The organism is Mesobacillus sp. QJM3NY_10, from assembly GCF_056173465.1.
In genome coordinates this window covers 4,152,018-4,176,616 of sequence record NZ_CM149675.1, presented here as the reverse complement: position 1 = coordinate 4,176,616, position 24,599 = coordinate 4,152,018, and the positions used below count along the sequence as shown (strand labels likewise).

Sequence of the window (24,599 nt, the reverse complement as noted above, 5' to 3'; positions counted from 1 at the left end):
CTATGCCATTCATTACAGACGTATACGCACGTGAAGTATTAGATTCCCGCGGTAACCCAACAGTTGAGGTAGAAGTTTTCACAGAATCAGGCGCATTTGGACGCGCACTAGTTCCAAGTGGTGCTTCAACTGGTGAATACGAAGCAGTTGAGCTTCGTGACGGCGACAAAGGCCGCTACCTTGGAAAAGGTGTTTTAAAAGCAGTTGATAACGTGAACGAAATCATCGCTCCATTCTTGGTTGGCGAAGAGTTCAACGTTCTTGATCAGAACGGGATCGACCAGGCACTAATCGAATTAGATGGAACTGAAAACAAAGGCAAGTTGGGCGCTAACGCAATCCTAGGCGTATCCATGGCTGTTGCACACGCTGCTGCAGACTACCTTGACCTTCCTTTATACCAATACCTTGGCGGATTCAACTCCAAGCAGCTTCCAGTTCCAATGATGAACATCGTTAACGGTGGCGAGCACGCTGATAACAACGTGGACATCCAGGAATTCATGGTAATGCCTGTTGGCGCTGAAAACTTCCGTGAAGCACTTCGCATGGGTGCGGAAATCTTCCACAGCCTGAAGGCCGTTTTAAAAGAAAAAGGCTTGAACACAGCTGTAGGTGACGAAGGCGGATTCGCTCCAAACCTAGGTTCAAACGAAGAAGCACTTCAAACAATCGTTACTGCGATTGAAAAAGCAGGCTATAAGCCAGGCGAGCAAATCATGCTTGCTATGGACTCTGCATCTTCTGAGTTCTACAACAAAGAAGACGGCAAGTATCACCTTTCTGGTGAAGGCGTAGTTAAAACTTCTGCTGAAATGGTAGACTGGTACGAAGAAATGGCTTCTAAATATCCAATCATCTCAATCGAAGACGGTTTGGATGAAAACGACTGGGAAGGCCACAAGCTATTGACTGAGCGCCTTGGCGGCAAAGTTCAGCTTGTTGGTGACGACCTGTTCGTAACTAACACGAAGAAGCTTTCACAAGGCATTGAGCAAGGCGTTGGCAACTCAATCCTGATCAAAGTAAACCAAATCGGTACTTTGACAGAAACTTTCGACGCAATCGAAATGGCACAGCGCGCAGGCTACACAGCTGTAATCTCTCACCGCTCTGGTGAAACAGAAGACTCAACAATCGCTGACATCGCTGTTGCAACAAACGCTGGACAGATCAAGACTGGTGCACCATCACGTACAGACCGCGTAGCGAAGTACAACCAGCTTCTTCGCATCGAAGATCAGCTTGGCGAAACAGCTCGCTTCAACGGAATCAAATCTTTCTACAACCTTAAGAAGTAATTTACGGAGCCGACATACACTTCGTAAATTAGGACGCCGGTGGCATGACGATGCTGCCGGCGTTTTTTATTTCATCAAGAGTAAGTGGTGATAGAAAAAGGTACATAGAGTAGCAATGTTTAATGGACATTTCGAGAAAGAAAGTTATTCAAAATGTCTAATAAAAGGGGTTTATTAGACATTTCGAACGATAGAGTCTTCTAAAATGTCTATTAAAAGGGGTTTAATGGACATTTCGAACGTTGGAGTCTTCCAAAATGTCTAATAAAAGAGGTTTAATGGACATTTCGAGCAAGGGAGCCATTCAAAATGTCTAATAAACAACCAGCAACTATGCATACCACGGTTTAGATTTAATGAAAGGATGCGAACGCAACCTCTCAAAAAGTTTTGTTTTTAACCATTAAATCCTCAACAATTCAGACAAGTATTGTTTCATTCCTGAAAATGTGATAAATTTAAAATACTGTTAGCAGTTTTATCGGGAGGTACGTCATGCATACATTGTTAGTTGTTCTTTTAGTGATCGTCAGCATTGGGCTTATTGGAGTTGTTCTACTTCAGTCAGGCAAGAGTGCTGGTCTGTCTGGTGCGATTTCCGGCGGCGCTGAGCAATTGTTCGGTAAGCAAAAGGCAAGAGGCCTTGACCTTGTCTTGCACCGTGTTACGATCGTGTTGTCTGTTTTATTCTTTGTCTTGACTATTGCCGTTGCTTATTTCCAACTATAATACACACAATGACCCGGCTTCAATAGAGGCCGGGTTTTATTGTGTTTACATAAGCAAAATCCTCACATATTTCTGGTGAATATGGGTATTTACATATATAAAGGCTTTTAATTGAATGTTACAAGATTCTTTGTTAAAACTAAGGAAGATATCTGATAGAGGGAGTAGGAAAATGAGGAAGTTAGTGCCAAGACCTTTTACATTTAAATCTGGAAAAAGAGCGGTATTGTTGCTGCATGGATTTACTGGAAACTCAGCAGACGTGAGGATGATGGGCCGATTTTTAGAAGGAAAGGGATATACATGCCATGCGCCTGTTTTTAAAGGACATGGTGTCCCGCCTGAAGAACTGATACATACTGGTCCTGAGGATTGGTGGCAGGATGCGCTTGATGGCTATGAATTCCTGAAAAGCGAAGGCTACGAGGAGATTGCTGTTGCTGGTTTATCTCTGGGCGGTGTCCTTTCGCTGAAACTCGGATATACGAAGCCCCTCAAGGGAATCGTGCCAATGTGTGCACCGATGCGTCTTAAGACGGAAGAGTTGATGTACCGGGGTGTCCTTGAGTATGCGCGCGAATATAAGCGGATGGAAGGCAAGCCTGAGGAGCAAATCGAGGCGGAGGTAAAGGAACTCGAACAGAAATCGATGTCCACCCTTAAAGACCTTCAGGAACTGATAAAAGAAGTCCGAGGAAGCATCGACCTGATTTATACCCCGACGTTTGTTGTCCAGGCGCGACATGATATCATCATTGACCCTGACAGTGCGAATATCATCCATGACAACATCGAGTCTGAACACAAAAAGTTGAAGTGGTATGAGGAATCAGGGCATGTCATCACTCTTGATAAAGAACGTGATCAGCTGCACGAAGATGTTTACGAGTTTCTGGAGTCATTAAATTGGAAAGAATAAAAACATATGAAAAATTTATTGTGTTGTTTTTTACACCATGAGTGACCAGATTACGAAAATAGCTCAATAAAGGAGGGATTTATTAATGGATGAGAATATTAAAGGCCATATAGACAGGCTATTGCATTATATGAAGGATGAAGCGTACAAACCTCTTACAGTTCAGGAACTGGAAAGTGCCTTTGGAATCGAGGACTCCTCGACATTCAAGGATTTTGTTAAAGCGCTAGTGGTTATGGAGGAAAAGGGGCTAGTCGTCAGGACTCGAAGTGATAGGTACGGACTCCCTGAAAAAATGAACCTCGTGCGCGGACGCTACAGTGCTCATGCGAAGGGATTTGCTTTTGTCATTACTGAAGAACAGGGCATGGATGATGTCTTTATCCCGCCAAATGAAACGAGCAATGCGATGAACGGTGACACAGTCCTCGTGCGTGTCTCATCGGACAGTTCTGGACAGCGCCGCGAAGGGACAGTTGTGCGCATTCTCGAAAGAGGAGTCTCGCAAATCGTCGGCACGTATACCGAGAGTAAGCACTTCGGGTTTGTGATTCCAGATGATAAAAAGTTCACAAGTGACATCTTTATTCCGAAAGAGTCAGGGATGGGAGCTGTCGAAGGGCATAAGGTCGTCGTAAAATTGACGAGCTATCCAGAGGGACGCAAAAGTGCTGAGGGAGAGGTTACCGCGATTCTCGGTCATAAAAATGACCCAGGTGTCGATATCCTGTCGGTTATTCACAAGCACGGACTGCCTATGGAGTTCCCGGATGAAGTTCTCAAGCAGGCGAATGATGCGCCAGACCAGATTAATGAGAGTGAGATTGCGAACCGCCGCGATCTGCGTGATGAAGTCATCGTCACGATTGACGGCGCCGATGCAAAGGACCTCGACGATGCAGTCCAGGTCACAAAGCTTGAAAACGGCAACTATAAACTTGGTGTCCATATCGCCGATGTTACCTACTATGTAACCGAGGACTCACCGATTGATCGTGAAGCAGAAGACCGTGCAACGAGTGTTTATTTGGTTGACCGGGTGATCCCGATGATTCCGCACCGTTTATCAAACGGAATTTGCTCGTTGAATCCGAAGGTCGACCGCCTGACGCTTTCTTGTAATATGGAGATTGCTCCAGATGGACAAGTGGTAGACCATGAAATTTACCAGAGTGTCATCAAAACGACTGAGAGAATGACGTATTTTGATGTGAACAAGATTCTTGTTGATCAAGACGAAGAAACTCGCTCACGTTACGATTCTCTTGTTCCAATGTTCGAGATGATGGAAGAGCTTGCTGCTATCCTTCGTAAAAAAAGGATGGAAAGAGGCGCCATCGATTTTGATTTTAAAGAATCAAAGGTACTGGTTGATGAAGAAGGACACCCAACGGATGTCGTTTTGCGAGAGCGTTCTGTCGCTGAAAAGCTGATTGAAGAATTCATGCTGGCGGCGAACGAAACGGTCGCCGAGCATTTCCACTGGCTTGATGTGCCATTTATTTATCGAATTCACGAAGATCCAAAAGAGGATAAGCTGAGAAAATTCTTTGATTTCATTACCAACTTCGGATACCTTGTCAGAGGATCAGCAAATGGAGTACACCCAAGAGCCCTGCAGGAAATCATCGAGGAAGTCCAGGGAAAGCCGGAGGAAATGGTAGTTTCAACTGTCATGCTCCGTTCGATGCAGCAGGCGAAGTACTATCCTGAAAGTCTCGGACACTTTGGTCTTTCAACAGAGTTCTACACGCACTTCACATCACCAATCCGCCGTTATCCTGACTTGATTGTCCACCGCTTGATCAGGACCTACTTGATCGAGGGCAAACTCGACCAGGCAACGAAGGAAAAATGGAATGCGATACTGCCTGATATTGCCGAGCATTCATCTAACATGGAACGCCGTGCAGTTGAAGCCGAGCGTGAAACAGATGAGCTTAAGAAAGCGGAATACATGGAAGACAAGGTTGGAACGGAATACGATGGCATCATCAGCTCTGTCACGAACTTTGGGATGTTCGTCGAGCTTCCAAACACAATCGAAGGCCTGGTACATGTCAGCTACATGACGGATGATTATTACCGCTATGATGAACGCCATCTGGCAATGATTGGCGAGCGAACAGGCAATGTCTTCCGAATCGGTGATGAAATTACTGTCCGAGTCATCAAGGTGAACAAAGATGAGCGCTCCATTGATTTTGAAATCGTCGGCATGAAGGGCACGCCAAGACGTGAGCGTCCGGCCCAGCCAAAGATCTTCAAGACGGGCAGCAGCGACAAAAAGCCGCGCCGCGGTAAAGAAGAAGAAGGCAAGCGAGGCGGCAGAGGTTCAGGCGGAGGCAGAAATGGCTCCGGTTCAGGCTCAGGCTCCAGTTCAAAACCAAAGAGCAAGAAGAAAAAGTACTTTGAGAACGCGCCAGCCGCGAAACGTAAATCAAAAAAGAGAAAATAGTCAACTGAAAGATGAGAGCTCCTGATGAAGGGGCTCTCTGTTGTCCTAACAGCCATAGCTTGGGGCTTTTCATTGTGGCGGCGTTCGTTATTTGCTAAAATGAGAGAACAGAGAAGGGGGAGTTTCCATGCCAAGAGGTGAAGGGAAAGTCGTCGCGCAAAACAAAAAGGCGAACCACGATTATTTTATTGAAGACACATATGAAGCAGGTATTGTCCTCCAGGGTACTGAGATTAAAGCAATTCGTGGCGGCCGTGTCCAACTGAAAGACTCATATGCCAGGGTCCATAACGGTGAAATGTATTTATACAATATGCATATCAGTCCTTATGAACAAGGAAACCGTTATAACCATGAGCCCTTAAGGACGAGGAAGCTGCTGCTGCACAAACGCCAGATTGCCCAGTTAATCGGCGAAACGAAGGAAGCAGGTTATGCGCTAGTACCGTTAAAGCTCTATTTAAAAAATGGCTTTGCAAAGGTTTTAATCGGTCTTGGTAAGGGTAAAAAGAACTATGACAAGCGTGAAACGTTGAAAAAGAAGGAAGCAGGCCGTGATATCGAGCGTGCATTCCGCGAACGCCAGAAAATGTAAGCTTGTCAGCTGAGGAAGAGTGTACCAGTTGAAAAAAGTACTCAGTGTGTTATAATAAGAACTGTCACCACGAGTGACAACATAACTTAATGCTCGGCTTTCCGAGTTCTCCTAACGTCTGTATCATGGATACAGCAACCTTTTATAATGGGGACGTTACGGATTCGACAGGGGTAGTTTGAGCTTAGGTGGCGAGTCGAGGGGATCGGCCTCGTAAAAACGTCAACGCCTATAACTGGCAAACAAAACAACAACTTCGCTTTCGCAGCTTAATACTGCATAGCGGTTCGCCCCTCCATCGCCCATGTGGTAGGGTAGCGGACTCACTCTAAGTGGGCTACGCCGGATTCCACCGCCTGAGGATGAAGGAAGAGAACAACCAGGCTAGCTGGCCGGCCGCCTGTCGGTAGGCAAAAGGACCAGCGAATTGCCAATATGCCGACTACACTCGTAGAAGCTTAAGTGCCAATATCTTTGGACGTGGGTTCGATTCCCACCGTCTCCACCAATACATATGTTGGTGGATTTTTTATTTTTTATGTGACGTAAAGCATAAGCATTCCGTTTGGAAAGGTTATGCTTTATTTTGTTTGAGGATATTTTATGCTATATTATATAAATTTAATAAAAGTCTCAGTAATAAAGGGTGCTTTTATTGGAATTAATCTGAGTCCTTTAGGGAAACATATTTGTTTAACGAAAAAAAGTTTATGTCGATATATTAACATAAAGGAAAGCTGTTTTCGTTGTTAAATTCCTAAAGTCGATTTTAACGTAATATAAAGCCATTTTGTAAGTCGGTATTAAGTTTGCATGCTCTTTCCTCAGTACAGGAGTCTACTTGCGAAGAAAAAATAGTTCATTTACTTCTTTTAGTAGTCATTAGCAACAAAGTTGAGAAAAGAGCCTAAAGGAAATATCCCAAAAATATGCTTCACTTTGTGAATGGAATGCTGTACGTGATAAACTAATATTAAGTATAAATTTACAAAAGTTAACATAGGGGAATTCAGGTTTATTTTAAAAAGAAAGATTGGCCCCTTGTTGTTCTCCACAGCGAATTTCTAAGAAGAGTGACTTTCAGACAGGACGGTTACTCTTTTTTCCTTACACTAAAATAAGTTTACATTTTATATACAATATGTATACTAAAATAGGATTTGGTGAATTTTTAAAGAAGGGCAACAGGTGGTTTTATGAAAGTAGCAGTTTTATTACCTTGTTACAACGAAGAAAAAACAATTGGTAAAGTCATTGAAGACTTCCGAAAAGAGTTACCTCATACAGATATATATGTTTATGATAACAATTCAACAGATCGTACCTTTGAAGTTGCTACTGAACATGGTGCCATTGTAAGAAAGGAACCTTTACAAGGTAAAGGGAATGTTGTGAGATCCATGTTCAGAGAAATTGATGCCGATTATTATATTATGGTGGATGGAGACGATACCTATCCTGCCGAATATATTCATGAGATATTAAAACCCCTTCAATCAGGAGAGGCGAATATGGTCATCGGTGACAGGCTATCAAACCAAACCTATTATAAGGAAAACAAACGTAACTTCCATGGTTTAGGAAATAACCTTGTAAAAGGATTAATAAATAAATTATATGGTAGTAAATTATCTGATATTATGACTGGATACCGCGGATTCGACCGCTTGTTTGTTAAATCCATGCCAGTATTAAGTCCTGGCTTTGAGATAGAAACTGAGATGAGTATACATGCACTAGATAAACGATTTAAAATTAAAGAGATTCCAATTGATTATAGGGACCGACCAGAAGGCAGTGAATCAAAGCTTAATACATTTTCAGATGGCTATAAAGTTTTGAAAATGATCTTTATTTTATTTAAAGATTATAAGCCATTTCTCTTTTTTTTAATTTGGGCATTAATTTTTCTGCTTTTTGGGTTGCTTGTGGGAACGCCAGTTATTTATGAGTTCTTGAAAACTCATTATATAACAAAGGTTCCTTCGGCTATTTTAGCAGTAGGCTTAGTTATTTTATCTATGCTTTCTTTTAGTTGTGGATTAATACTAGATACAGTTGCTTCAGTAAACAAAAAGCAATATGAGTTAGAATTAAATAAAAAGTATAGTAAATTGGTGAAGAATAGTGATGAATAATCAAACAAGGTTTCTAGTTACTATTTTTCTTTCTACTTTGGCTAGTTTAGGTTTAGGTTATTTTTTTGACGTAAAGGAATGGATACTCTACTTGTTCATTTTTTTAGTCGGAGTTATAGCTATTCATTTTGTAAACAAAAATCTATCTTCGTATACGATAGGAAATTATATTATAATATCCCTATTTTCCATTCTTCTATTAGTTAGCACAAAAGGAGAACAATTACTTCTACAAGGTAATCATTTTATTCTATATCTCCTTGTCTTTTTATTGGGGTTTATTTATGTAAACTTCATATTATTGGCCATTCTAACCATTGTTTTAAGGTATAAAGTCGAAAGTAAGGAGCTGGAAATCAGTAAATCCAGAATTCTAATCTATGGATTGCCAACTATTTTAATTGCTCCGCTCTATTTAATTGCGTTTTTTCCTGGGGTTTTAACACCTGACTCTTTTGCACAATGGGGGCAAGCACATGGGACGCCTTATAATAACTGGCATCCCCTCATGTATACTCTCCTTATTGAAACGTTAATACAAATTATTGATTCACCTGCTATAGTGGCTGGATTTCAAATACTGTTAATGGGGCTAATCTTTGGCTATTGTCTATATCGTTTTGAGTTACGAGGGGTTCCTCGGAAAATCTTATATATAATAGCTATAGTTTTAGCCTTGCTACCTATGAACGGAATCTACTCAGTTACCGTTTGGAAGGATATTCTTTATAACTTGTTCCTCTTGTTATTTACTATGAATATTATTGAGATGGTCCTATCGAAAGGAAGATGGATCAGAAAAAGTGGAAATATTAGTGTTTTTATTTTCTCTTCATTAGGCTTGATTTTTTTCAGACATAACGGATTCCCGGTGTTTTTAGTGTTTTCTTTGTTTTTATTTCTAGCTTATTGGAGACAGTGGAAACAATTATTACCTATTACACTTAGTATTATTATTGTTCATTCTATATACACTGGGCCAATTTTTGAAGCGTTGAAGGTAAGGGATTCGGATCCTAATGAGCTGTTGAGTATTCCATCTCAACAGCTAGCTAACGTCATTGTCCATGATGGTTTAATGACAGAGGGTCAAAAGAATTACTTAAATGAAATCTTTCCTTTAGCTATGTGGAAGGAGTATTACCACCCATATACATCAGATCCTATAAAGTTTTCCGATGAATACAATCGTGAAGCGATATTCCCTAATCGATTTAATGAATATTTAAAGGTTTGGTGGAGTGTTAGCCTGCAAAATCCAACCCTAGTTATAGATGCCTTTGTAAAGCAAACATCTATTGTATGGCAGATAAATGAGCCAGAAGGTCTTGGACAACAATCAACCTATGTAACATATATTCATGAGAATAAATATGGAATTGAACGAATAACAGTAAGTGAAAATATTCGGAACATGATGACCGAATATCTTGAGGTTTCAAAAACAGAAGGAATAGTAAAAATGGTCATTTGGAGACCTGCACTTCATATGTTTATCGCCTTATATTTTGGATATATCGCATATCTCAGGTTTGGGATAAAATCTCTATTGGTTCTATTACCTTTCATGCTAAATATCATGAGTATATTTGTTGCTGTTCCAGCTCAGAGTTATCGTTATTTGTATGGGAACACGTTAGTCATGGTCGTAATCATCTTGTATAGTTTTCTATCGGAGAAGGAGAAAAGTAAGAATGTTAGCTAATCTTTCTGCCTTCAAAAATAATCAAAAAGGTATATTATTCATGATACTGGCAGCAGTTTGTACATCAACTGGTCAGCTATTTTGGAAAGTCTCAGAAGGACAACTTAGTTGGTCCTTATTTTTAGGGCTTGTATTATATGGACTAGGTGCCATTACCATGATGGTTGCCTTTCGTTATGGAAAACTGTCTGTCCTTCATCCGCTAATGAGTATAAGTTATGTACTGGCTATCTTACTTGGACAATGGTTCCTTCAGGAAGCGCTATCCTTAATCAATTATGTGGGAATACTATTTATAATATTTGGATCAATTATTATGGGTGGAGAAACAGAATGATTATACCATTTTTAATGATTGTTCTCATGACTATTCTTGGTGCACTTGGGGGATTTTGTTTTAAGCTAGCTACTGCGGGGCAAAAGTTAATTAGTACTAAATTTGTAGTTATGTTTAGCCTAGGTGGCTTGTTGTATCTCACAGCAGCGATTATAAATATATACGTACTAAAATTACTTCCCTATACAGTTGTTTTTCCTTTAACTTCAATCACGTATATTTGGACATTAATCATTTCTTCTAAATGGTTAGATGAGAAGGTGACTAAGAAAAAGATGATTGGCGTTTTATCGATTCTTCTTGGTGCTTACCTTCTTGTCCTGTAAATTGAAGATTTATTCTGGTGGGATAGATTGGGAATGGACTAGAATAATGATATATAAATTTACTATGCTTCCTAAAGTATAGTACTACCAATTATTTTCAAAAGGATTTTTATTTTATACGTAATAAATGCCCGTCTATTAGCTAAAAAGTTAGTAATTAAAGGCTTGGGTATCTAAGGTTGGAAACTTTATGCTTTATTCTTTGGAAATAAATTTGTTTACGTCACATACTAAAGGAACAAAAGCATAAGATTGCCAAATGGCAGGCTTATGCTTTTTTTAATTTCTTCATTCTGTTAGACACCCAGAACGGCAAATATAAAATGAAAAAAGTAACTAACGCAATGGCTTCTAATGAAAGGATATACAAAGGCCATGGTCCGAGATAGTCAATCAGCGACGGGTTGACTGGTTTTTCAGAGATGTACATATAGTTTCCTTCAATCAGGAAGTTGACGATGAAAACGATGAGTGTATAAACGTTCAGCCATAGGAATGCTTTCCAGATGGATTTCCCGGTCGGCCTGTATCCAGCCACAAACACCATGAACAGGTTGGCAATCACCGTCCCGCCATGAGAAATGAAGAAATGGACATAGCGGTAGTGGGGAAAGGTGTACAGGCTGATGTCGGGCGTGATCATAGCCTGCAGCGCGCTGCCGACTCCGACAAAATAGGTGAATTCAAATAATTTATAACTTTTGGTTAAAAGTAAAATGGCGGATAGGATGAGTGAAATACTGCTCAGATGAAGAGGGAGTGAATATTGGTAGCTCCAATGGCCGCTCCACCAAAGCCATGCCTGCAGGCTGATTTCAGAAATGATCAGTACAAGAAATAATCCAACCCGTGCAATACGATTGATATGAGGGTCCCTCAGTGGTTTACGAAACAAGAAGAGCAGGATGATGATAAACAGGAAGGCCGCAAGCGTAAACAGGTGAACACTGGAAAATAACTGAAACACATCTTCTGTACCTGGCTCGAAAAGTTCCCTCATAAGCCCTCCTCCAATCTCACTTTAATTTAACTTTTCCAAATCATACTCTTACTTTAACATATTCTCAGTTGGCATATATATGGTTAGAAAAACACACTCTAATAAATAATTTAGTATATGAAAATATGTATTTCGTCAGTAAAATATAGGTAACGGAAAAGAAATTGGAGCAGCTAGTTGGTGCTGCCTTGTTTCGAGTTCTTCATGATTAAAACAGCTGATGTTTGAGAGGGTTTGCCATGAAAGTATTGATTTTTTCCTTAAAAAGAATCATGATCGCCATTCCTAGTTTGCTGCTGACCTCCATGGTTGTCTTCTTTTTGTTCATGATGATGCCTAGGGTGATGGGGACTGATTATGAACTTACGATTCTATGGATGGAATATAAAAAGTGGATTGGCAGTTTTTTGACTGGCGATCTCGGAATGTCGTCGTATTATCGTGTGCCGGTTTCGCTGATTCTTCGGGAAAAAATGACCAATACCCTTGTTCTTGGAATTGTATCCCTGCTGTTCACCTATGTTCTGTCTTTTTTCATGGGGAGGTACGCTGGCCGGAACCCTAATACACTGGGGGACAGGCTGATCAGCGGGTTGAATTATACTGGACTTTCCCTGCCAGTAATTGTTGTTTCCGTTTATTCAATTTATTTCTTTTCTTTCGAGCTGAACTGGTTTCCCTCAAATGGCTCGGTCGATATCACCGTTCCTGAAGGGACATGGGAATACTGGCTGGATAGAGTTCATCATCTCATTTTGCCGGCAACTGTATTGGGGATTGTCGGGACAGCTACCTACACACAATTTCTGAGGGATGATATCGTTGAAAACAGCCGAAAGGAATTTGTCAGAACGGCAAAATCCATTGGGCTATCGGAAAAGAGAATCTACAATGTCCATATTTTAAGAAATTCCCTGATTCCAATCGTCACCTTTCTGGGAATTGATTTAGTCAACATCGTGAATGGCGCAATCATTGTGGAAACGATCTTTACTTATCCAGGCATCGGCCAGCTGTTCATCAAGTCGATTAACATGCGGGATCACGCGATGGTTATGAATCTGACGATGATGTTCTCTACCATCATGATTATTGGGAATATGATCGCCGATATCCTTTATGGTGTGGTGGACCCGCGAATTAAGCTGGAATAGCTCACCCCTTTGGTTGAGTTTTTTTGTGATAAAACTCCTAGTTTTAAACTATTCGCTTATAGAAGGAAATCTGTTATGATTATATTGAAATAAAGAAAAGGAGGAATTTTCCTATGTATGATGTAGCAATTATCGGAGCAGGCCCTGCAGGGGGAAGCGCAGCGATTTTCGCAGCAAAGGCTGGCAAAAAAACAATCGTGCTGGATAACAATAAAAGCGTAACGAAGCGTGCCTGGATGGAGAACCACTACGGCGCTCCTGAAATCGCAGGTCCTGACTTAGTTGAAACTGGCATCAATCAAGCCAAAAAACACGGTGCTGAATTCGTTGAAACAACAGTGACATCTGTCAGTAAAACTGACAGCGGCGTTAAAGTTGTAACGGAAAACGCCGAGTATGAAGCAAAGCATGTCATCATCGCGTCAGGCATGATGACTGATGTAGCTGAAGCATCTGGTATTGCAACAAAAGACGGCACAGAGCCAAGAATCAAGACGATTTTTGATGTCGATGCTGCTGGTAAAACAAATGTTGAAGGCGTTTGGGCTGCAGGCACATGCGCAGGCGTAAGCATGCATACAATCATCACAGCTGGTGACGGCGCGAAGGTTGCCATCAACGTGATCAGTGATCTGAACGGCGAGCGTTATGTCGATCATGACGTTTTAAAAGCTTAATAGTAAAAAGCCTTGCAGCGATCTGCAAGGCTTTGGTTGTTTTAATAGGTTGTTAGGGACATTTTCCATTTGAGTAATTATGACGGTCCGCTAATTGTTATATTTAAACTGTTCCTTAATCTTTCCATCACCATCATGGATGTAGGCCATCGTGCCAGCCTCTTCAGCCAATCGTTTCGCTTCGCTCACTGCCTCGGATCTTGAGTCAGTAGTAAGTTCGGGATCATCCTGTCCTTCTCTTTTGACAGCCCAGCCTTCTTCATCATGGGGAACAGCGTGGAATCTAGCATTATCCGTTCCTGCGCGGTCCTCGAAATAATCTTCGCGTTCCATTCCGTTATCATTATTCTTTGCCATGTATATTACCTCCTCGATTGCTGGAATACCTTTAAAAGGTATTATAAATTTACCCTTGGAATTTTGTAGGAAACAAGAATATTTCTGCTTTCTAACCAGTTTCATCCAGATAATCTTTGGTGGTACCAATCGCCTGAATTACGGAGCCAGCAGCCTGAATCCAGCTTCCGGCGGTATTGATTTTATTGCCTTCCTGACCTCGAAGTTCGATGATGCCAGCAATTGCTTGCATCGAGTTCCCGATAATTTGAAGCAGGTTTCCATATATATTGTAGAGGGATTCAACTGACTGTTCCTCTTCTAATGTATCTGAAAGGGCAGCACTGCCTCCAAGCGCCTGCATCAAATTTCCCTTGATATCGAGTCTTTGTCCCGTGACATCATCCACAGGAAGGATAATGCCCGCGATTACGGTAATATTGCCTGCAGCCTGGATCTGGTTCCCGATTTTTTCCATTGTGAAATGAACTTCACTATCCGCTACCAATGCATTACCCAAAGCCTGAAGCTCGTTTCCCCACAGGTTAAAGCTGGTCAGCTGGACTTCGGTAAAATTCTTGAAAGGGGTGCTTCCAATTGCCGCAAGAGTGGTTCCGGATGCCTGAATCCACGCGCCAAAAAGTTCCTTTCGCTCATTTTCCATGATTATCGCCGCCTTCGTCCTGATATCATCTTATACAGTTCAAATGCAATACGTTATGCAAAAGAATCAGAAATCCGTATAGCCCAAGCTCTTGAATAATAGGATTAGAAGTGAAGGAGTTTAGCCCTGGAAACAAGTGGGTTATTCACCTATGAACGGAGAATCCGATGGTGGAGGTTATGCCATGGCAGTAGTTAAGCATACGGAGGCTGATGTCGATCTGCTGGCGCGATTGTTGAGAGCAGAGGCTGAGGGTGAAGGGCAACAGGGAATGCTGATGGTAGGAAATGTAGGGATTAACCGGATACGTGCGAACTGTTCTGATTTTAAGGGGTTAAGGACCGTGCCGCAGATGATTTATCAGGAACATGCTTTTGAAGCAACACAAAAGGGTTATTTTTATCAGCGGGCAAGAGAATCTGAAAAGAGACTCGCGAGGCGTGCACTTAAGGGAGAAAGGGTATGGCCGTCAAAGTATAGCCTATGGTATTTCCGTCCGCCAGGGGATTGTCCGCCAACATGGTACAATCAGCCGCATGTCGGCCGATTTAAGCTTCATTGTTTTTATGAGCCAACAGGTGAAGAGTGTGCGAATATTTATAACACCTTTTAAATAGCTGGACTGTCTGGTTTTAAACCAGGCAGTCTTTTTTATTATCCAGAAAATCATCTTAATCCAGCTCAGCGCTTAGCCCCTCGAGTCGCTTCGGTCCTGCCAATGAAGTCAAAGAACGACTTCACTGGTCTGCCCTCTGAGGCACATGACGGGCAGACCCGACAGCCACAGGACGTGGCGTTATTGTCGGGGCTCCATCCACAACAAAAGTTTTTATTGCCTAAAACCCCCGGAAACCATAAGATGGAAATATCAAACTTAAAGGGGATAGAATATTGCGTACATATAACTTGTTTTTTTCAGATGAAGAGGTGAAATTAATACTAGAATAGGAGAAAATATAATGACAACAAATCTTTTTCGTGGACAAACGCTAAAGCTTACAGCTAAAAGGGAAGGGGATACAGAAATCATCGCTTCCTGGGATGAAGATCCGGAGTACTTGAGAAATGTGGACACAGATATTGCGATACCGCGCCCTGTTGAACATTTTGAAGGTGAGGGTGATCTTGGTTCTAATAGCTTTTATTTCCGCTTAAGGACTATCGAGGATGATAGGCTGATTGGATTTATCGTCATCCACAGCATCGAATGGAATAACAGGTCAGGAATGCTTGCAATGGGCATCGGCAATGCCAATGATCGTGGTAAAGGATACGGATCCGAAGCATTGCAGCTCATCCTGCGCTATGCATTCCATGAACTGAACTTGAATCGCGTTGGCCTTGATGTCATTGAGTATAATGAGCGGGGAATTCGTGCTTATCAAAAAGCAGGCTTTCAGATTGAAGGCAGGATCAGACAAGGCGTCCATCGCGATGGCAAAATTTATGATCGAATCAATATGGGAATCCTACGGTCAGAGTGGGAAGAAATCTAAAAAAATAGTGGACCGGGCATCTTCATGCCCGGTCCTAGTCATTTCATTTACTCTGAAGCTGTCTTTAACGCTTTAGACGATATCAGCTTGTCAAAAGCCCAACCGGCAAGTGCGCCAACTAGCGCAGGCAGAAGCCAGCCTAATCCCTCCGCATAAAGCGGCAGTGATTTTAAAAGTGATGCCAGTGCTTCAGACTCAACTCCGAATGTCTTCAATCCGTCAACTACGCTAACAAGTGTGGTTGCAAACACGGCCCCGACATATACTCCACGTAATCCCTTGAAGAAACGGTCCAGGAAGGATAGGATGACAAGCACGATAGTAATCGGATAAAGAACGATCAGAACTGGAACTGAAATCGAAATGATCTGGTTAAGGCCAAGATTGGCAATTAATAAGCTGACCACTGTTACAACGAGTGTGTAAGTTTTATAAGGAACCTTTGGCATCATCTTGGCGAAAAATTGGCTTGTCGCCGCTACAAGGCCAACTGCGGTTGTAAAGCAGGCAAGCGTTACAATCAAGCCGAGCAGCAGCATGCCAGGTGCCCCGAACATCAGCTTTGCGGATTCTGTTAAAATCGCACCGCCATTTTCATATTCGCCAACCGAGGCCATTTTAGCACCAAGAAGGCCGACAGTTACATATACAAAAGCTAATCCGATGCCAGCGATAATGCCCGCTTTCAATGTTTCTCTTACAACTTGCTTGCGTTCCAGCGCTTTTTTCTGCTGGATAGCTCCGACCACAATGATACCAAATGCCAGTGCAGCGATTGTATCCATTGTCAGGTACCCTTCAAGGAAACCCGTAGCAAATGGCGCTGCCGCGTACTTTTCAGATACTTCTCCAAACGATCCATCCATTTTTAAAAAGCTGCCAATCACGAGCAGGACGATGGCTGCAAGCAAAACAGGCGTCAGGATGCTGCCAATCCGCTCAACCATTTTTGAAGGGTTTAACGTAACCCAGTAAACTAGTGCGAAAAAGGCTAATGTAAACAGTAAAAGTACTATCGAATTTGTTCCGGATTCCCCAAGCAAGGGCTTAACGGACATTTCAAAAGCAACATTGGCGCTTCTTGGAATTCCAAAGAAAGGCCCAATCGACAAATAAACTGCAGCGCTGAAAACGATCGCAAAAACTGGGTGTACCCTAGAACCGATTTCTTTTATCCCATCCTTAGCCATTGAAATGACAACAACAGTCAATAACGGCAGTCCAACACCGGTTACAACAAAACCAAGCATCGCTGGCCAAAAATTCGCTCCAGCTTCCTGCCCCAGGAACGGCGGGAAAATCAGATTCCCTGCTCCAAAGAATAATGCAAATAACATCAGACCGATTGTGAGTGTTTCTTTACCCCTTAAGCTTCCCATCCTTTTTCTCCTCCTAAAATAATGTTTGGCACTGAGAGTATAGGAAATTTGGAACGGAATGTTATGAAATGAAAAACAAAAAAACTCGCCCCTATACTAGGGACGAGTTGTGCTCGCGTTACCACCCTGATTCCGCATAAACATGCGGCTCTCATCAACGTACCATCATACGTGTTCCATTTAACGGCGGACAAGCCGGCAAAAGCTTACTACGTCTAGGTTTCAGCTCTGCATCTCAGAGATGATGTTCCTCTATAATCTGAACACCGGTTTGCAGCAAATCACCGGCTCTCTGGGGATCAGGTTCCATAAAGGACGTGTTCTCGTCATCGATTTTATTATTGTAAAATATATTGACAAGAACTATATTAATATTCAGATAATAATATGTCAATACTATTAGCCAAGGAAAGTTTTTCATTTTAAGCCCGATACCATTGGAATGTTTATGTGACCATGCATAATAGACACTTTAAAGCCCGTTTTCTTAGAAATGTCTAAGAAGTGCTGTTTAATAGACATTTTGACGTCCGTTACTCTCCAAAATGTCTAAGAAGTGCTGTTTAATAGACATTTTGATAGCTGTCACGAAGTAAAATGTCTAAGAAATACTGTTTAATAGACACTTTGATGCCAGCCATCCCCTAAAATGTCTAATAAAATCTTTTTAACTAAAATTTATTGTCCATATCAGGGCAATTCGTATTAATATTGGATTATATAATATGTCTGGAATTGGAGAAATGCATGAATCTGAAAAAGCTAGAAGCATTGATAATGGTCGTCGAAAAGAATAGTTTTTCCGAAGCAGCGGCCGCGCTGAAAAGCTCTCAGCCTTCTGTCAGCCTGAAAATCAAAAGCCTTGAAGATGAGCTAGGATTTGAACTGCTTGACAGGGGAGCGGCAGGAATCAGGCCAACGCCTGCAGGAATGCTTGTTTATACAGCGGCAAAGGATATTGCTAATCGGTGGAGGATGATGGAGGGTGAACTCGGAGAATTCCAGGGAACCTTGACAGGCACACTGACAATTGGTGCGAGTACCATACCAGGAACCTATTTGCTTCCCGTCTGGGTTAAAAATTTCCGTAGCCTTTTTCCAAAGGTGGATGTCAAAATCGAAATTGGAGATTCGAAAAAGGTCCTTGAAAAACTGCAAAACCACCAGATTGATGCAGCGATCATCGGTATGAAGGTCGAATCCCGATTGTTGAAAAGCAATCCGGTTGCCGTCGATTCCCTTGTTTTGGTCACGCCAGAAGATCATCCATTAATCCACACGGCATCAGCAGATTTTTCGCAACTACAACAATATGATTTCGTCCTCCGTGAAGAAGGATCGGGCACACGCAAAATGATGGAGCGTTACTTAGCCGAAAAAGGGCTGTCGCTTGAAGATTTGAAAGTTGCCGTATCGATCGGAAGTACGGAATCCGTCATCGCTGCAGTTGAAGCAGGGCTGGGCATCAGTTTTATCTCCAGGCTGGCGGCTATGCCTGCAGAAAGAGCTGGCCGCATTAAAATCGTCGATACTTTCGAACCATACGAGCGGGAATTCTATCTCGTGACTCATTCAGATGCTGAAAATCGGCCGATTATCAGACAGTTTTCAGAGATAGTCGATTAAGAGTGAAGGATCCGGACTGAAAGAGATAATGACATTTTTCATTTTTCAATTTATTATTACATTAAGGAGAAAGGGGCGTTTGTAATGCAGGTTAAGGTATTTGCTAATCTTAGGGAGATTTGCGGAGGCGTGACCGTCGAAGTGAAGCCTGATGGAGACCGGGTAATGGATGTACTTGATAAAATGTGCGAAATGTTCCCGGAATTACACGAAGAAATTTATACAGAAGAGAAGACGCTCAAGCCATTTGTACATGTCTATATCAATGGCCGTAACATCGTCCATGACAATGAACTTGAAACACATGTAAAAGAAAGCGACCAATTCGCGCTGTTTCCTCCGGTTGCCGGTGGCTGATATGGTTGATAGAATACTAGAATTTCGCGGAATCAACAGGGCACATCTTGGCATGTATTTTGAAGAACTGGGCGGAAGGCTCGTGACCGATTCCTTCCCGTTTATGTATGAAGCAGAGAACTGGAGAGCGGAGATTTTAAGCGAGGATGAGCTTGCTTTTACAAAAACATTCATCGTCAATGCTGTACATATCCGTTTTGCCGCGGAAAGTCTGGAAGCGCTCGAGCAACTGATTAAAAATTACCGTTATAAAACAACCCGGGTAGGCGGGTAGCGAAGGTTTCGGCGGATTATTGCCGGAGCCTTTTATTTTTAGCTTGAAAATACTATTTTTAGTTTGAAAGCTATTATTTTCAGCTGAAACCTTTAATTTTCAGCTGAAATTGTGAATTTTCCGCTTAGTGTTCGTTTAACACGCTAATAGGAAAGGGAATTTATAACTCAAAGAAGACCGCTTTAGAAAATATCGACCACATTTAGAATTTTATTGGCGAATTTCAAGATAATTCGACCACATTTCAAATTTATTTGGCGGATTTTAAAATAATTCGACCACATTTCCAATTATTTCGACCAAGTTGCCTCCATCCGCTAAAAAGCTGCCTTATCCAAGGTAGTATCAATCGCTATTATCCAATTAAAAAGAGGCCACAAAAAAACCAGGCAAAATCGCCTGGCTTTCTTCAAAAATATTAAACTTACTTAGTAGCTGGAGTTGTTTCTTCGCCAATGATGCCTAGTTCGCGAAGTTTTTCTTCTGTAACAACGCCATCTTTCCAGCCGCGGACATTGTAGTAGTCATCAAGCATGATATCCATGCGTGAAACTAGTCCTTCACTGTTACCTGAAGCGCCTTCTTCAGTAAAGCGTTTTGGAAGGAAGTCGTCCTCGCGCTTGTTGAAGCCGGCTAGGTTGTTGTAGTAACGCTCTAGGTTATAGATTCTTTCCCCTGCAAGCATGACATCATCAGCTGTCATTGGGATGCCAGTCATTGTGCTGTATTGCTCAGCATAGTGCTCTGCATTTTCAGAGAAAGAAGAGAACTTACAGATATTCATAGAGTCAGAGAATGAAAGCAGGTTCTGGAATACATTCAGAAGCTCAGCTTTGCCTTCTGCTACTGTACGGTCTGTTGGCTCAGGAATTCCAGCGATTTCAGATGCGATTGTGTAGCCGCGAAGGTGGCAGGCACCACGGTTACTTGTCGCATAGCCAAGGCCGATACCCTGGATACCGCGTGGATCGTAAGCTGGGATAGATTGGCCTTTAACGGACATAGACAGTTCAGGAACGCCCCATGCAGCAGTCGCGCGTGCAGGACCTTCAGCAAGGATGCCGCCGAAGCCTTCACGGAATGCGATTTTGCGAGCGATTTCAATCATGCCGTCAGCGTCGCCCCAATCAAGCTTCTCGTCAACGATGCCTTTTTCATAGGCTTCCATTGTCACAGAGATGGCGTGACCAAGCTCGATTGTATCCATACCGTATTCGTTACAGATGTCGATTAAGTATGCGATTGCTTCAGAGTCGCTCAGTCCGCTGTTCGCACCAAGTGCCCATGCAGATTCGAACTCAAAGCTCTCTACGCGAGTCTTATATTTGCCTTCTTTAACTTCAACTTCAATTTTACAGCCAACCGGACAAGCGTGGCATGTGTTGTTGGCAACAAGCAGATGCTCGTTAACCCACTCGCCGGAATGCTTTTCTGCTTCATCCCAGTGTGTCAATTGAGAGTTGCGCGTTGGAAGCGCTCCCACTTCATTGATCAAGTTGGTAAGGACGTTTGTTCCATATACGGATAATCCGCCTTTGTTTGGAGCAGTCAGGCCGCCTTCAAGAATTGCTTTAACCGCTTTCTTGTTAGCTTGGTTGTAATCATCTTTTTGTGCCGGCTCAGGCATGTTGCCTTTTTGTGCAGCTTTGATGACGATTGCTTTCAATTTCTTGTAACCTGCAACCGCACCAGTACCGCCACGTCCTGCAGAACGGTCATGCTCGTTCATGAAACCAGCAAAACGTACGCCGTTTTCGCCAGCCTGGCCGATTGTCATGACGCTTAAATTTTCTTCGCCATGTGCATCTTTTAAAGACTGTACAGTCGCGCGCGTGCTCAATCCCCACAATTGAGAAGCGTCGCGGATCTCTGCCTTGCCGTCTTCAATATAAAGGTACACAGGCTTGTCGCTCTTGCCTTTGAAAATGACGTTGTCGATTCCAGCCCACTTCAGACGAGCAGCTGTCCATCCACCCATGTGCGAGTCAGTAACCGTGCCAGTCAATGGAGACTTCGTCACGACTGCTAGACGTCCGCTCATCGATGAACGTGAACCTGTTACAGGGCCAGTCATGATGCATAGAATGTTTTCTTCAGATAGAGGCTCTACTTCAGGTCCGTTGTCAAGAACATACTTAACCCCAAGACCGCGGCCGCCGACATACTTTTTCACGTCGTCTTCATTGATGCCTCTGTAATCGACAGTGCCATTTGACAAGTCAACTAGTACTTCTTTGTTTTTAAATCCCCCAAAATTCATCTTAACTAATCCACCTCTTTCATTTAGTATGGATAAAAAATAATACAAGAGGCCTATTTCCTCTTATTATTAAGTATAGTGAAAATTCAGCCTAAAAAAAAGCTTTATTTAAAGATATAATGAAATAGAAATGAGGGGATATGGATGAAAGATTTGGAGCGTTATTCAAGGCAGATTTTATTCCAGCCAATTGGAAGTGGAGGCCAGGAGAAACTATTGAAAAGCTCTGCCGTCATCGTCGGCATGGGCGCGCTGGGTACGGTGATCTCGAATCATCTGGTCAGGTCAGGTGTCGGGCAAGTCCGCATCATAGACCGTGACCTGGTGGAGCTTTCCAACCTTCAGCGCCAGACTCTCTATGATGAGGACGATGCGCGCGAGAACCTTCCGAAGGTCATTGCCGCTGAAAAAAAATTGAAAAAGATCAATTCGGAGGTAAAAGTAGAGCCGGTCATCGCAGACTTAACGCTCGACAACGCAGAGGATCTGCTTGCAGGCTTTGATGTGATCGTCGATGGAACCGATAATTTTATGGCCCGTTATCTCATAAATGATGTTGCCGTCAAACATGGCATTCCGTGGGTTTATGGGGGAGCTGTCAGCTCACGTGGGATGTTTGCCGCTATCAAACCGGGGGAGACCCCTTGCTATCGGTGTTTATTCCCATCGGTTCCTGCTGGACTGGGAGAGACATGCGATAGTATCGGTGTGCTTTCGCCGATTACGGATATCATTGGATCCTTCGAAGCCGTCGAGGCAATCAAGCTCCTCGTAGGGGCAGAGTCGAACCCGAATCTTGAACAGATGGATATCTGGTACAACTCCTTTTTGCAAATGGACGTCAGCCAGGGGCGCAATCCAGAATGCCCGGCATGTGTCCACCATCAATACGAATTCTTGGACCGGTCATCCGACCAGCAAATTAACTATGCATCTCTATGCGGCCGCAACACCATCCAGATTAACCCAAGGCAAAAAACGAAACAGGATCTGGAGAAGCTCGCTGTCCGCCTGAAAAATAATGGCGAGGTAAAAGGCAATCCATTTTTGCTGCGCTTCATCCCGGATGATGAAATCACAATGGTCATTTTTCAGGATGGGCGGGTACTAGTCCACGGTACAAATGATACGGTAAAAGCAAAATCATATTATGCTAGATACCTTGGTTCGTAATGCTCATTCAAGGTACGATAGGTTAAAGAAAAATCCTAATATGCGAGATACCCAGGTTCATAACTTTTTTATTGAAGGGGAGATTAAATTGGCAGGCTACATAGATGAGTTGAAGAGTGTTATAGGTGAAGAGCTTGTAACTATGAATGAAACAATTTTGGAACTTCACGGCCGGGATGAGTCTTATCACGAACCACGCCTGCCGGATGTTGTTGTATTCCCGCGGAATAAAGAGGACGTCAGCAAGGTACTAAAATTTGCGAACGAACGGAAAATTCCTGTTGTGCCATTCGGATTGGGAACGAGTCTGGAAGGACATGTCATCCCGGTGAATGGCGGGATCTCGCTTGACCTTTCACAGATGAATGCAATCGTCGAGGTGAAGGAAAGTGACTTTCTCGTAAAAGTCCAGCCTGGCGTAACGAGGTCGGTTCTGAATAAAGAGCTGAAGAAGTATGGCTTATTTTTCACCGTTGACCCAGGTGCAGATGCGACGCTTGGCGGCATGGCGGCAACGAATGCGAGCGGCACGACCTCTGTCCGCTACGGCATCATGCGCGATCAGGTCAGGGACCTTGAAGTTGTGCTTGCGAACGGAGACATCATCCATACAGGCAGCCTTGCCGCTAAATCTTCATCAGGCATCCACCTGAACGGCATGTTTGTCGGCTCGGAAGGAACGCTTGGAGTCATCACTGAACTTACGCTGAAAGTATACGGCATTCCGGAAGCGATTACGGCAGCAAGGGCAGTATTTCCTTCTGTTAAAAATGCCGTCGACGCCGTGGTTGGCATTTTAGCCGGCGGCATTCCGGTGGCCCGGATTGAGTTCGTCGATGCAGAGTCGGTGAAAAAAGTGAATGAATACATGGAAACAAATTACGAAGAAAGCACGACACTGTTCATGGAATTCCACGGCAACGAAGCAGGACTGGCCCAGGATGTTGAGTTTGCTACAGAAATTTTGAAGGACCACGAATGCTACAACTTCCAATTCGAGGCCGACTCTAAAGCACGCAATCAGCTTTGGGAAGCAAGGCATAATCTGCTTTACGCCTATAAGCACACAGCCGGCAAGAAAAGCATCATGCTGACAGATGTCAGTGTCCCGGTTTCTGAGCTGACGGGCGCAATCCTCCATACCCGTGAATTGATCGATGCTTCTTCGATTGAAGGCTCGATCGTCGGCCATGTCGGAGATGGTAATTATCACGTTTTACTGCTGATGGACAAAGAAAACCCTGAAGAGGTAAAAGAAGGCGAACGGATCAATGAAGAAATCGTCCACTACGCACTGAAGCGCGGCGGCACCTGTACTGGAGAACATGGCGTAGGCCTCGGAAAGGCAAAATACCAGCGTCTTGAGCATGGCGCTGCGTATGAAGTGATGAAATCCATCAAGAAGACACTCGACCCGAACGGAATTTTGAATCCAGGGAAGATTTTTATAGATTAAGATAAATAAAGCTGCCGATTTGGCAGCTTTATTTGATGTTTGGGAGGAGAACACGATCTAAATCGCAGCCATCACTACGATTTAGAAGGAAATCACTCCGTTTTTAGAGCTAATCACTACGATTTAGAAGGAAATCACTACGTTTTTGGAGCTAATCACTACGATTTAAAAGGAAATCACTACTTTTTCCAATTTGGTGGGAAATCCATTGCCTTCCTAGAAACTCATCAATTAATTAA

At 42.9% G+C, this 24,599-nt stretch carries 23 protein-coding genes, 1 other RNA gene and 1 other annotated feature; of the genes, 19 read left to right on the top strand and 5 right to left on the bottom strand.

Annotation, left to right across the window (positions count from 1 at the left end; genetic code table 11):
- Positions 1–2: 2 nt before the first annotated feature.
- From eno to AC0VX7_RS21080, 10 genes are all read left to right on the top strand, one after another.
- Positions 3–1,301: a phosphopyruvate hydratase gene (gene eno, locus AC0VX7_RS21125; protein ID WP_475425768.1), complete on the top strand. Its 1,299-nt coding sequence runs from the start codon at positions 3–5 to the stop codon at positions 1,299–1,301.
- 495 nt (positions 1,302–1,796) lie between these two features.
- Positions 1,797–2,030 (top strand): preprotein translocase subunit SecG, encoded by a 234-nt coding sequence (gene secG / locus AC0VX7_RS21120; RefSeq protein ID WP_215036102.1) that lies wholly within the window; start codon positions 1,797–1,799, stop codon positions 2,028–2,030.
- Positions 2,031–2,202: 172 nt separating this feature from the next.
- Positions 2,203–2,949 carry an alpha/beta hydrolase gene (locus AC0VX7_RS21115; protein WP_475425767.1) on the top strand — a complete coding sequence of 249 codons (747 nt, stop codon included), beginning with the start codon at positions 2,203–2,205 and terminating at the stop codon, positions 2,947–2,949.
- Between the two features lie 85 nt (positions 2,950–3,034).
- On the top strand, positions 3,035–5,407 hold the full coding sequence (rnr, locus tag AC0VX7_RS21110; RefSeq protein WP_475425766.1) for a ribonuclease R: 2,373 nt from the start codon (positions 3,035–3,037) through the stop codon (positions 5,405–5,407).
- A 127-nt stretch (positions 5,408–5,534) separates the two neighbouring features.
- The gene (gene smpB / locus AC0VX7_RS21105) at positions 5,535–6,002 is read left to right on the top strand and encodes an SsrA-binding protein SmpB (RefSeq protein WP_215036099.1); all 468 of its coding nucleotides are present in this window, start codon (positions 5,535–5,537) and stop codon (positions 6,000–6,002) included.
- A 149-nt stretch (positions 6,003–6,151) separates the two neighbouring features.
- Positions 6,152–6,510: a transfer-messenger RNA gene (gene ssrA, locus AC0VX7_RS21100) on the top strand.
- A gap of 688 nt (positions 6,511–7,198) precedes the next feature.
- Positions 7,199–8,140, top strand: coding sequence for a glycosyltransferase family 2 protein (locus AC0VX7_RS21095; RefSeq protein WP_475425765.1), 942 nt, complete (start codon positions 7,199–7,201; stop codon positions 8,138–8,140).
- Positions 8,133–9,845, top strand: a complete 1,713-nt coding sequence (locus tag AC0VX7_RS21090; RefSeq protein WP_475425764.1) for a DUF6020 family protein — start codon at positions 8,133–8,135, stop codon at positions 9,843–9,845. The genes AC0VX7_RS21095 and AC0VX7_RS21090 overlap by 8 nt, the downstream gene beginning before the upstream one ends.
- Entirely contained in the window at positions 9,835–10,182 is a 348-nt protein-coding gene (locus tag AC0VX7_RS21085) for a DMT family transporter (protein WP_475425763.1), read from the top strand. The genes AC0VX7_RS21090 and AC0VX7_RS21085 overlap by 11 nt, the downstream gene beginning before the upstream one ends.
- Positions 10,179–10,508: an EamA family transporter gene (locus AC0VX7_RS21080; protein ID WP_475425762.1), complete on the top strand. Its 330-nt coding sequence runs from the start codon at positions 10,179–10,181 to the stop codon at positions 10,506–10,508. Before AC0VX7_RS21085 ends, AC0VX7_RS21080 begins: the two co-directional genes overlap by 4 nt.
- 268 nt (positions 10,509–10,776) lie before the next feature.
- On the opposite strand, the gene AC0VX7_RS21075 is transcribed toward AC0VX7_RS21080, so the two are convergent.
- Complete coding sequence (locus tag AC0VX7_RS21075) at positions 10,777–11,508, bottom strand: YwaF family protein (protein WP_475425761.1); 732 nt, start codon at positions 11,506–11,508, stop codon at positions 10,777–10,779.
- Positions 11,509–11,747: 239 nt separating this feature from the next.
- Here AC0VX7_RS21075 and AC0VX7_RS21070 point away from each other — a divergent pair, with 239 nt between their 5' ends.
- A complete protein-coding gene (locus AC0VX7_RS21070) occupies positions 11,748–12,662 on the top strand; it encodes an ABC transporter permease (RefSeq protein WP_475425760.1) in 915 nt (304 codons plus the stop codon).
- A gap of 113 nt (positions 12,663–12,775) precedes the next feature.
- Positions 12,776–13,339, top strand: coding sequence for an FAD-dependent oxidoreductase (locus AC0VX7_RS21065; protein WP_475425759.1), 564 nt, complete (start codon positions 12,776–12,778; stop codon positions 13,337–13,339).
- A gap of 90 nt (positions 13,340–13,429) precedes the next feature.
- Here the strand turns inward: AC0VX7_RS21065 and AC0VX7_RS21060 are convergent, their stop codons facing one another.
- Together AC0VX7_RS21060 and AC0VX7_RS21055 are read right to left on the bottom strand one after the other, a co-directional pair.
- Positions 13,430–13,696, bottom strand: coding sequence for a DUF2188 domain-containing protein (locus AC0VX7_RS21060; protein ID WP_475425758.1), 267 nt, complete (start codon positions 13,694–13,696; stop codon positions 13,430–13,432).
- A 91-nt stretch (positions 13,697–13,787) separates the two neighbouring features.
- Positions 13,788–14,339: a DUF6944 family repetitive protein gene (locus AC0VX7_RS21055; RefSeq protein ID WP_475425757.1), complete on the bottom strand. Its 552-nt coding sequence runs from the start codon at positions 14,337–14,339 to the stop codon at positions 13,788–13,790.
- Positions 14,340–14,523: 184 nt separating this feature from the next.
- On the opposite strand from AC0VX7_RS21055, the gene AC0VX7_RS21050 reads away from it, so the two are divergent.
- Entirely contained in the window at positions 14,524–14,952 is a 429-nt protein-coding gene (locus AC0VX7_RS21050) for a cell wall hydrolase (protein ID WP_475425756.1), read from the top strand.
- 346 nt (positions 14,953–15,298) lie between these two features.
- Positions 15,299–15,835, top strand: a complete 537-nt coding sequence (locus tag AC0VX7_RS21045) for a GNAT family N-acetyltransferase (RefSeq protein WP_475425755.1) — start codon at positions 15,299–15,301, stop codon at positions 15,833–15,835.
- 47 nt (positions 15,836–15,882) lie between these two features.
- On the opposite strand, the gene brnQ is transcribed toward AC0VX7_RS21045, so the two are convergent.
- A complete protein-coding gene (gene brnQ / locus AC0VX7_RS21040) occupies positions 15,883–17,214 on the bottom strand; it encodes a branched-chain amino acid transport system II carrier protein (protein WP_475425754.1) in 1,332 nt (443 codons plus the stop codon).
- A 95-nt stretch (positions 17,215–17,309) separates the two neighbouring features.
- Positions 17,310–17,553: a binding site (T-box leader), on the bottom strand.
- Positions 17,554–17,961: 408 nt separating this feature from the next.
- Between brnQ and AC0VX7_RS21035 the strand changes: the two genes are divergently transcribed.
- The 3 genes from AC0VX7_RS21035 to AC0VX7_RS21025 all read left to right on the top strand — a co-directional run bounded on the left by AC0VX7_RS21035 (position 17,962) and on the right by AC0VX7_RS21025 (position 19,471).
- Positions 17,962–18,840, top strand: a complete 879-nt coding sequence (locus AC0VX7_RS21035) for a selenium metabolism-associated LysR family transcriptional regulator (RefSeq protein ID WP_475425753.1) — start codon at positions 17,962–17,964, stop codon at positions 18,838–18,840.
- Positions 18,841–18,924: 84 nt separating this feature from the next.
- Positions 18,925–19,197 (top strand): ubiquitin-like small modifier protein 1, encoded by a 273-nt coding sequence (locus tag AC0VX7_RS21030; protein ID WP_475425752.1) that lies wholly within the window; start codon positions 18,925–18,927, stop codon positions 19,195–19,197.
- Between the two features lies 1 nt (position 19,198).
- A complete protein-coding gene (locus AC0VX7_RS21025) occupies positions 19,199–19,471 on the top strand; it encodes a MoaD-like domain-containing protein (RefSeq protein WP_475425751.1) in 273 nt (90 codons plus the stop codon).
- A gap of 424 nt (positions 19,472–19,895) precedes the next feature.
- Here the strand turns inward: AC0VX7_RS21025 and AC0VX7_RS21020 are convergent, their stop codons facing one another.
- A complete protein-coding gene (locus AC0VX7_RS21020; protein ID WP_475425750.1) occupies positions 19,896–21,731 on the bottom strand; it encodes an aldehyde ferredoxin oxidoreductase family protein in 1,836 nt (611 codons plus the stop codon).
- Between the two features lie 144 nt (positions 21,732–21,875).
- Here AC0VX7_RS21020 and AC0VX7_RS21015 point away from each other — a divergent pair, with 144 nt between their 5' ends.
- Both AC0VX7_RS21015 and AC0VX7_RS21010 read left to right on the top strand, forming a co-directional pair.
- Positions 21,876–22,904, top strand: a complete 1,029-nt coding sequence (locus AC0VX7_RS21015; protein WP_475425749.1) for a ThiF family adenylyltransferase — start codon at positions 21,876–21,878, stop codon at positions 22,902–22,904.
- A 40-nt stretch (positions 22,905–22,944) separates the two neighbouring features.
- Positions 22,945–24,360 (top strand): FAD-binding oxidoreductase, encoded by a 1,416-nt coding sequence (locus tag AC0VX7_RS21010; RefSeq protein ID WP_475425748.1) that lies wholly within the window; start codon positions 22,945–22,947, stop codon positions 24,358–24,360.
- Positions 24,361–24,599: the final 239 nt, after the last annotated feature.

Bases quoted from the DNA above. Each gene is read 5' to 3' on its own strand.
- eno (WP_475425768.1), top strand. From the start codon at position 3: ATGCCATTCATTACAGACGTATACGCACGTGAAGTATTAGATTCCCGC.
- secG (WP_215036102.1), top strand. From the start codon at position 1,797: ATGCATACATTGTTAGTTGTTCTTTTAGTGATCGTCAGCATTGGGCTT.
- AC0VX7_RS21115 (WP_475425767.1), top strand. From the start codon at position 2,203: ATGAGGAAGTTAGTGCCAAGACCTTTTACATTTAAATCTGGAAAAAGA.
- rnr (WP_475425766.1), top strand. From the start codon at position 3,035: ATGGATGAGAATATTAAAGGCCATATAGACAGGCTATTGCATTATATG.
- smpB (WP_215036099.1), top strand. From the start codon at position 5,535: ATGCCAAGAGGTGAAGGGAAAGTCGTCGCGCAAAACAAAAAGGCGAAC.
- AC0VX7_RS21095 (WP_475425765.1), top strand. From the start codon at position 7,199: ATGAAAGTAGCAGTTTTATTACCTTGTTACAACGAAGAAAAAACAATT.
- AC0VX7_RS21090 (WP_475425764.1), top strand. From the start codon at position 8,133: ATGAATAATCAAACAAGGTTTCTAGTTACTATTTTTCTTTCTACTTTG.
- AC0VX7_RS21085 (WP_475425763.1), top strand. From the start codon at position 9,835: ATGTTAGCTAATCTTTCTGCCTTCAAAAATAATCAAAAAGGTATATTA.
- AC0VX7_RS21080 (WP_475425762.1), top strand. From the start codon at position 10,179: ATGATTATACCATTTTTAATGATTGTTCTCATGACTATTCTTGGTGCA.
- AC0VX7_RS21075 (WP_475425761.1), bottom strand. From the start codon at position 11,508: ATGAGGGAACTTTTCGAGCCAGGTACAGAAGATGTGTTTCAGTTATTT.
- AC0VX7_RS21070 (WP_475425760.1), top strand. From the start codon at position 11,748: ATGAAAGTATTGATTTTTTCCTTAAAAAGAATCATGATCGCCATTCCT.
- AC0VX7_RS21065 (WP_475425759.1), top strand. From the start codon at position 12,776: ATGTATGATGTAGCAATTATCGGAGCAGGCCCTGCAGGGGGAAGCGCA.
- AC0VX7_RS21060 (WP_475425758.1), bottom strand. From the start codon at position 13,696: ATGGCAAAGAATAATGATAACGGAATGGAACGCGAAGATTATTTCGAG.
- AC0VX7_RS21055 (WP_475425757.1), bottom strand. From the start codon at position 14,339: ATGGAAAATGAGCGAAAGGAACTTTTTGGCGCGTGGATTCAGGCATCC.
- AC0VX7_RS21050 (WP_475425756.1), top strand. From the start codon at position 14,524: ATGGCAGTAGTTAAGCATACGGAGGCTGATGTCGATCTGCTGGCGCGA.
- AC0VX7_RS21045 (WP_475425755.1), top strand. From the start codon at position 15,299: ATGACAACAAATCTTTTTCGTGGACAAACGCTAAAGCTTACAGCTAAA.
- brnQ (WP_475425754.1), bottom strand. From the start codon at position 17,214: ATGGGAAGCTTAAGGGGTAAAGAAACACTCACAATCGGTCTGATGTTA.
- AC0VX7_RS21035 (WP_475425753.1), top strand. From the start codon at position 17,962: ATGAATCTGAAAAAGCTAGAAGCATTGATAATGGTCGTCGAAAAGAAT.
- AC0VX7_RS21030 (WP_475425752.1), top strand. From the start codon at position 18,925: ATGCAGGTTAAGGTATTTGCTAATCTTAGGGAGATTTGCGGAGGCGTG.
- AC0VX7_RS21025 (WP_475425751.1), top strand. From the start codon at position 19,199: ATGGTTGATAGAATACTAGAATTTCGCGGAATCAACAGGGCACATCTT.
- AC0VX7_RS21020 (WP_475425750.1), bottom strand. From the start codon at position 21,731: ATGAATTTTGGGGGATTTAAAAACAAAGAAGTACTAGTTGACTTGTCA.
- AC0VX7_RS21015 (WP_475425749.1), top strand. From the start codon at position 21,876: ATGAAAGATTTGGAGCGTTATTCAAGGCAGATTTTATTCCAGCCAATT.
- AC0VX7_RS21010 (WP_475425748.1), top strand. From the start codon at position 22,945: ATGCGAGATACCCAGGTTCATAACTTTTTTATTGAAGGGGAGATTAAA.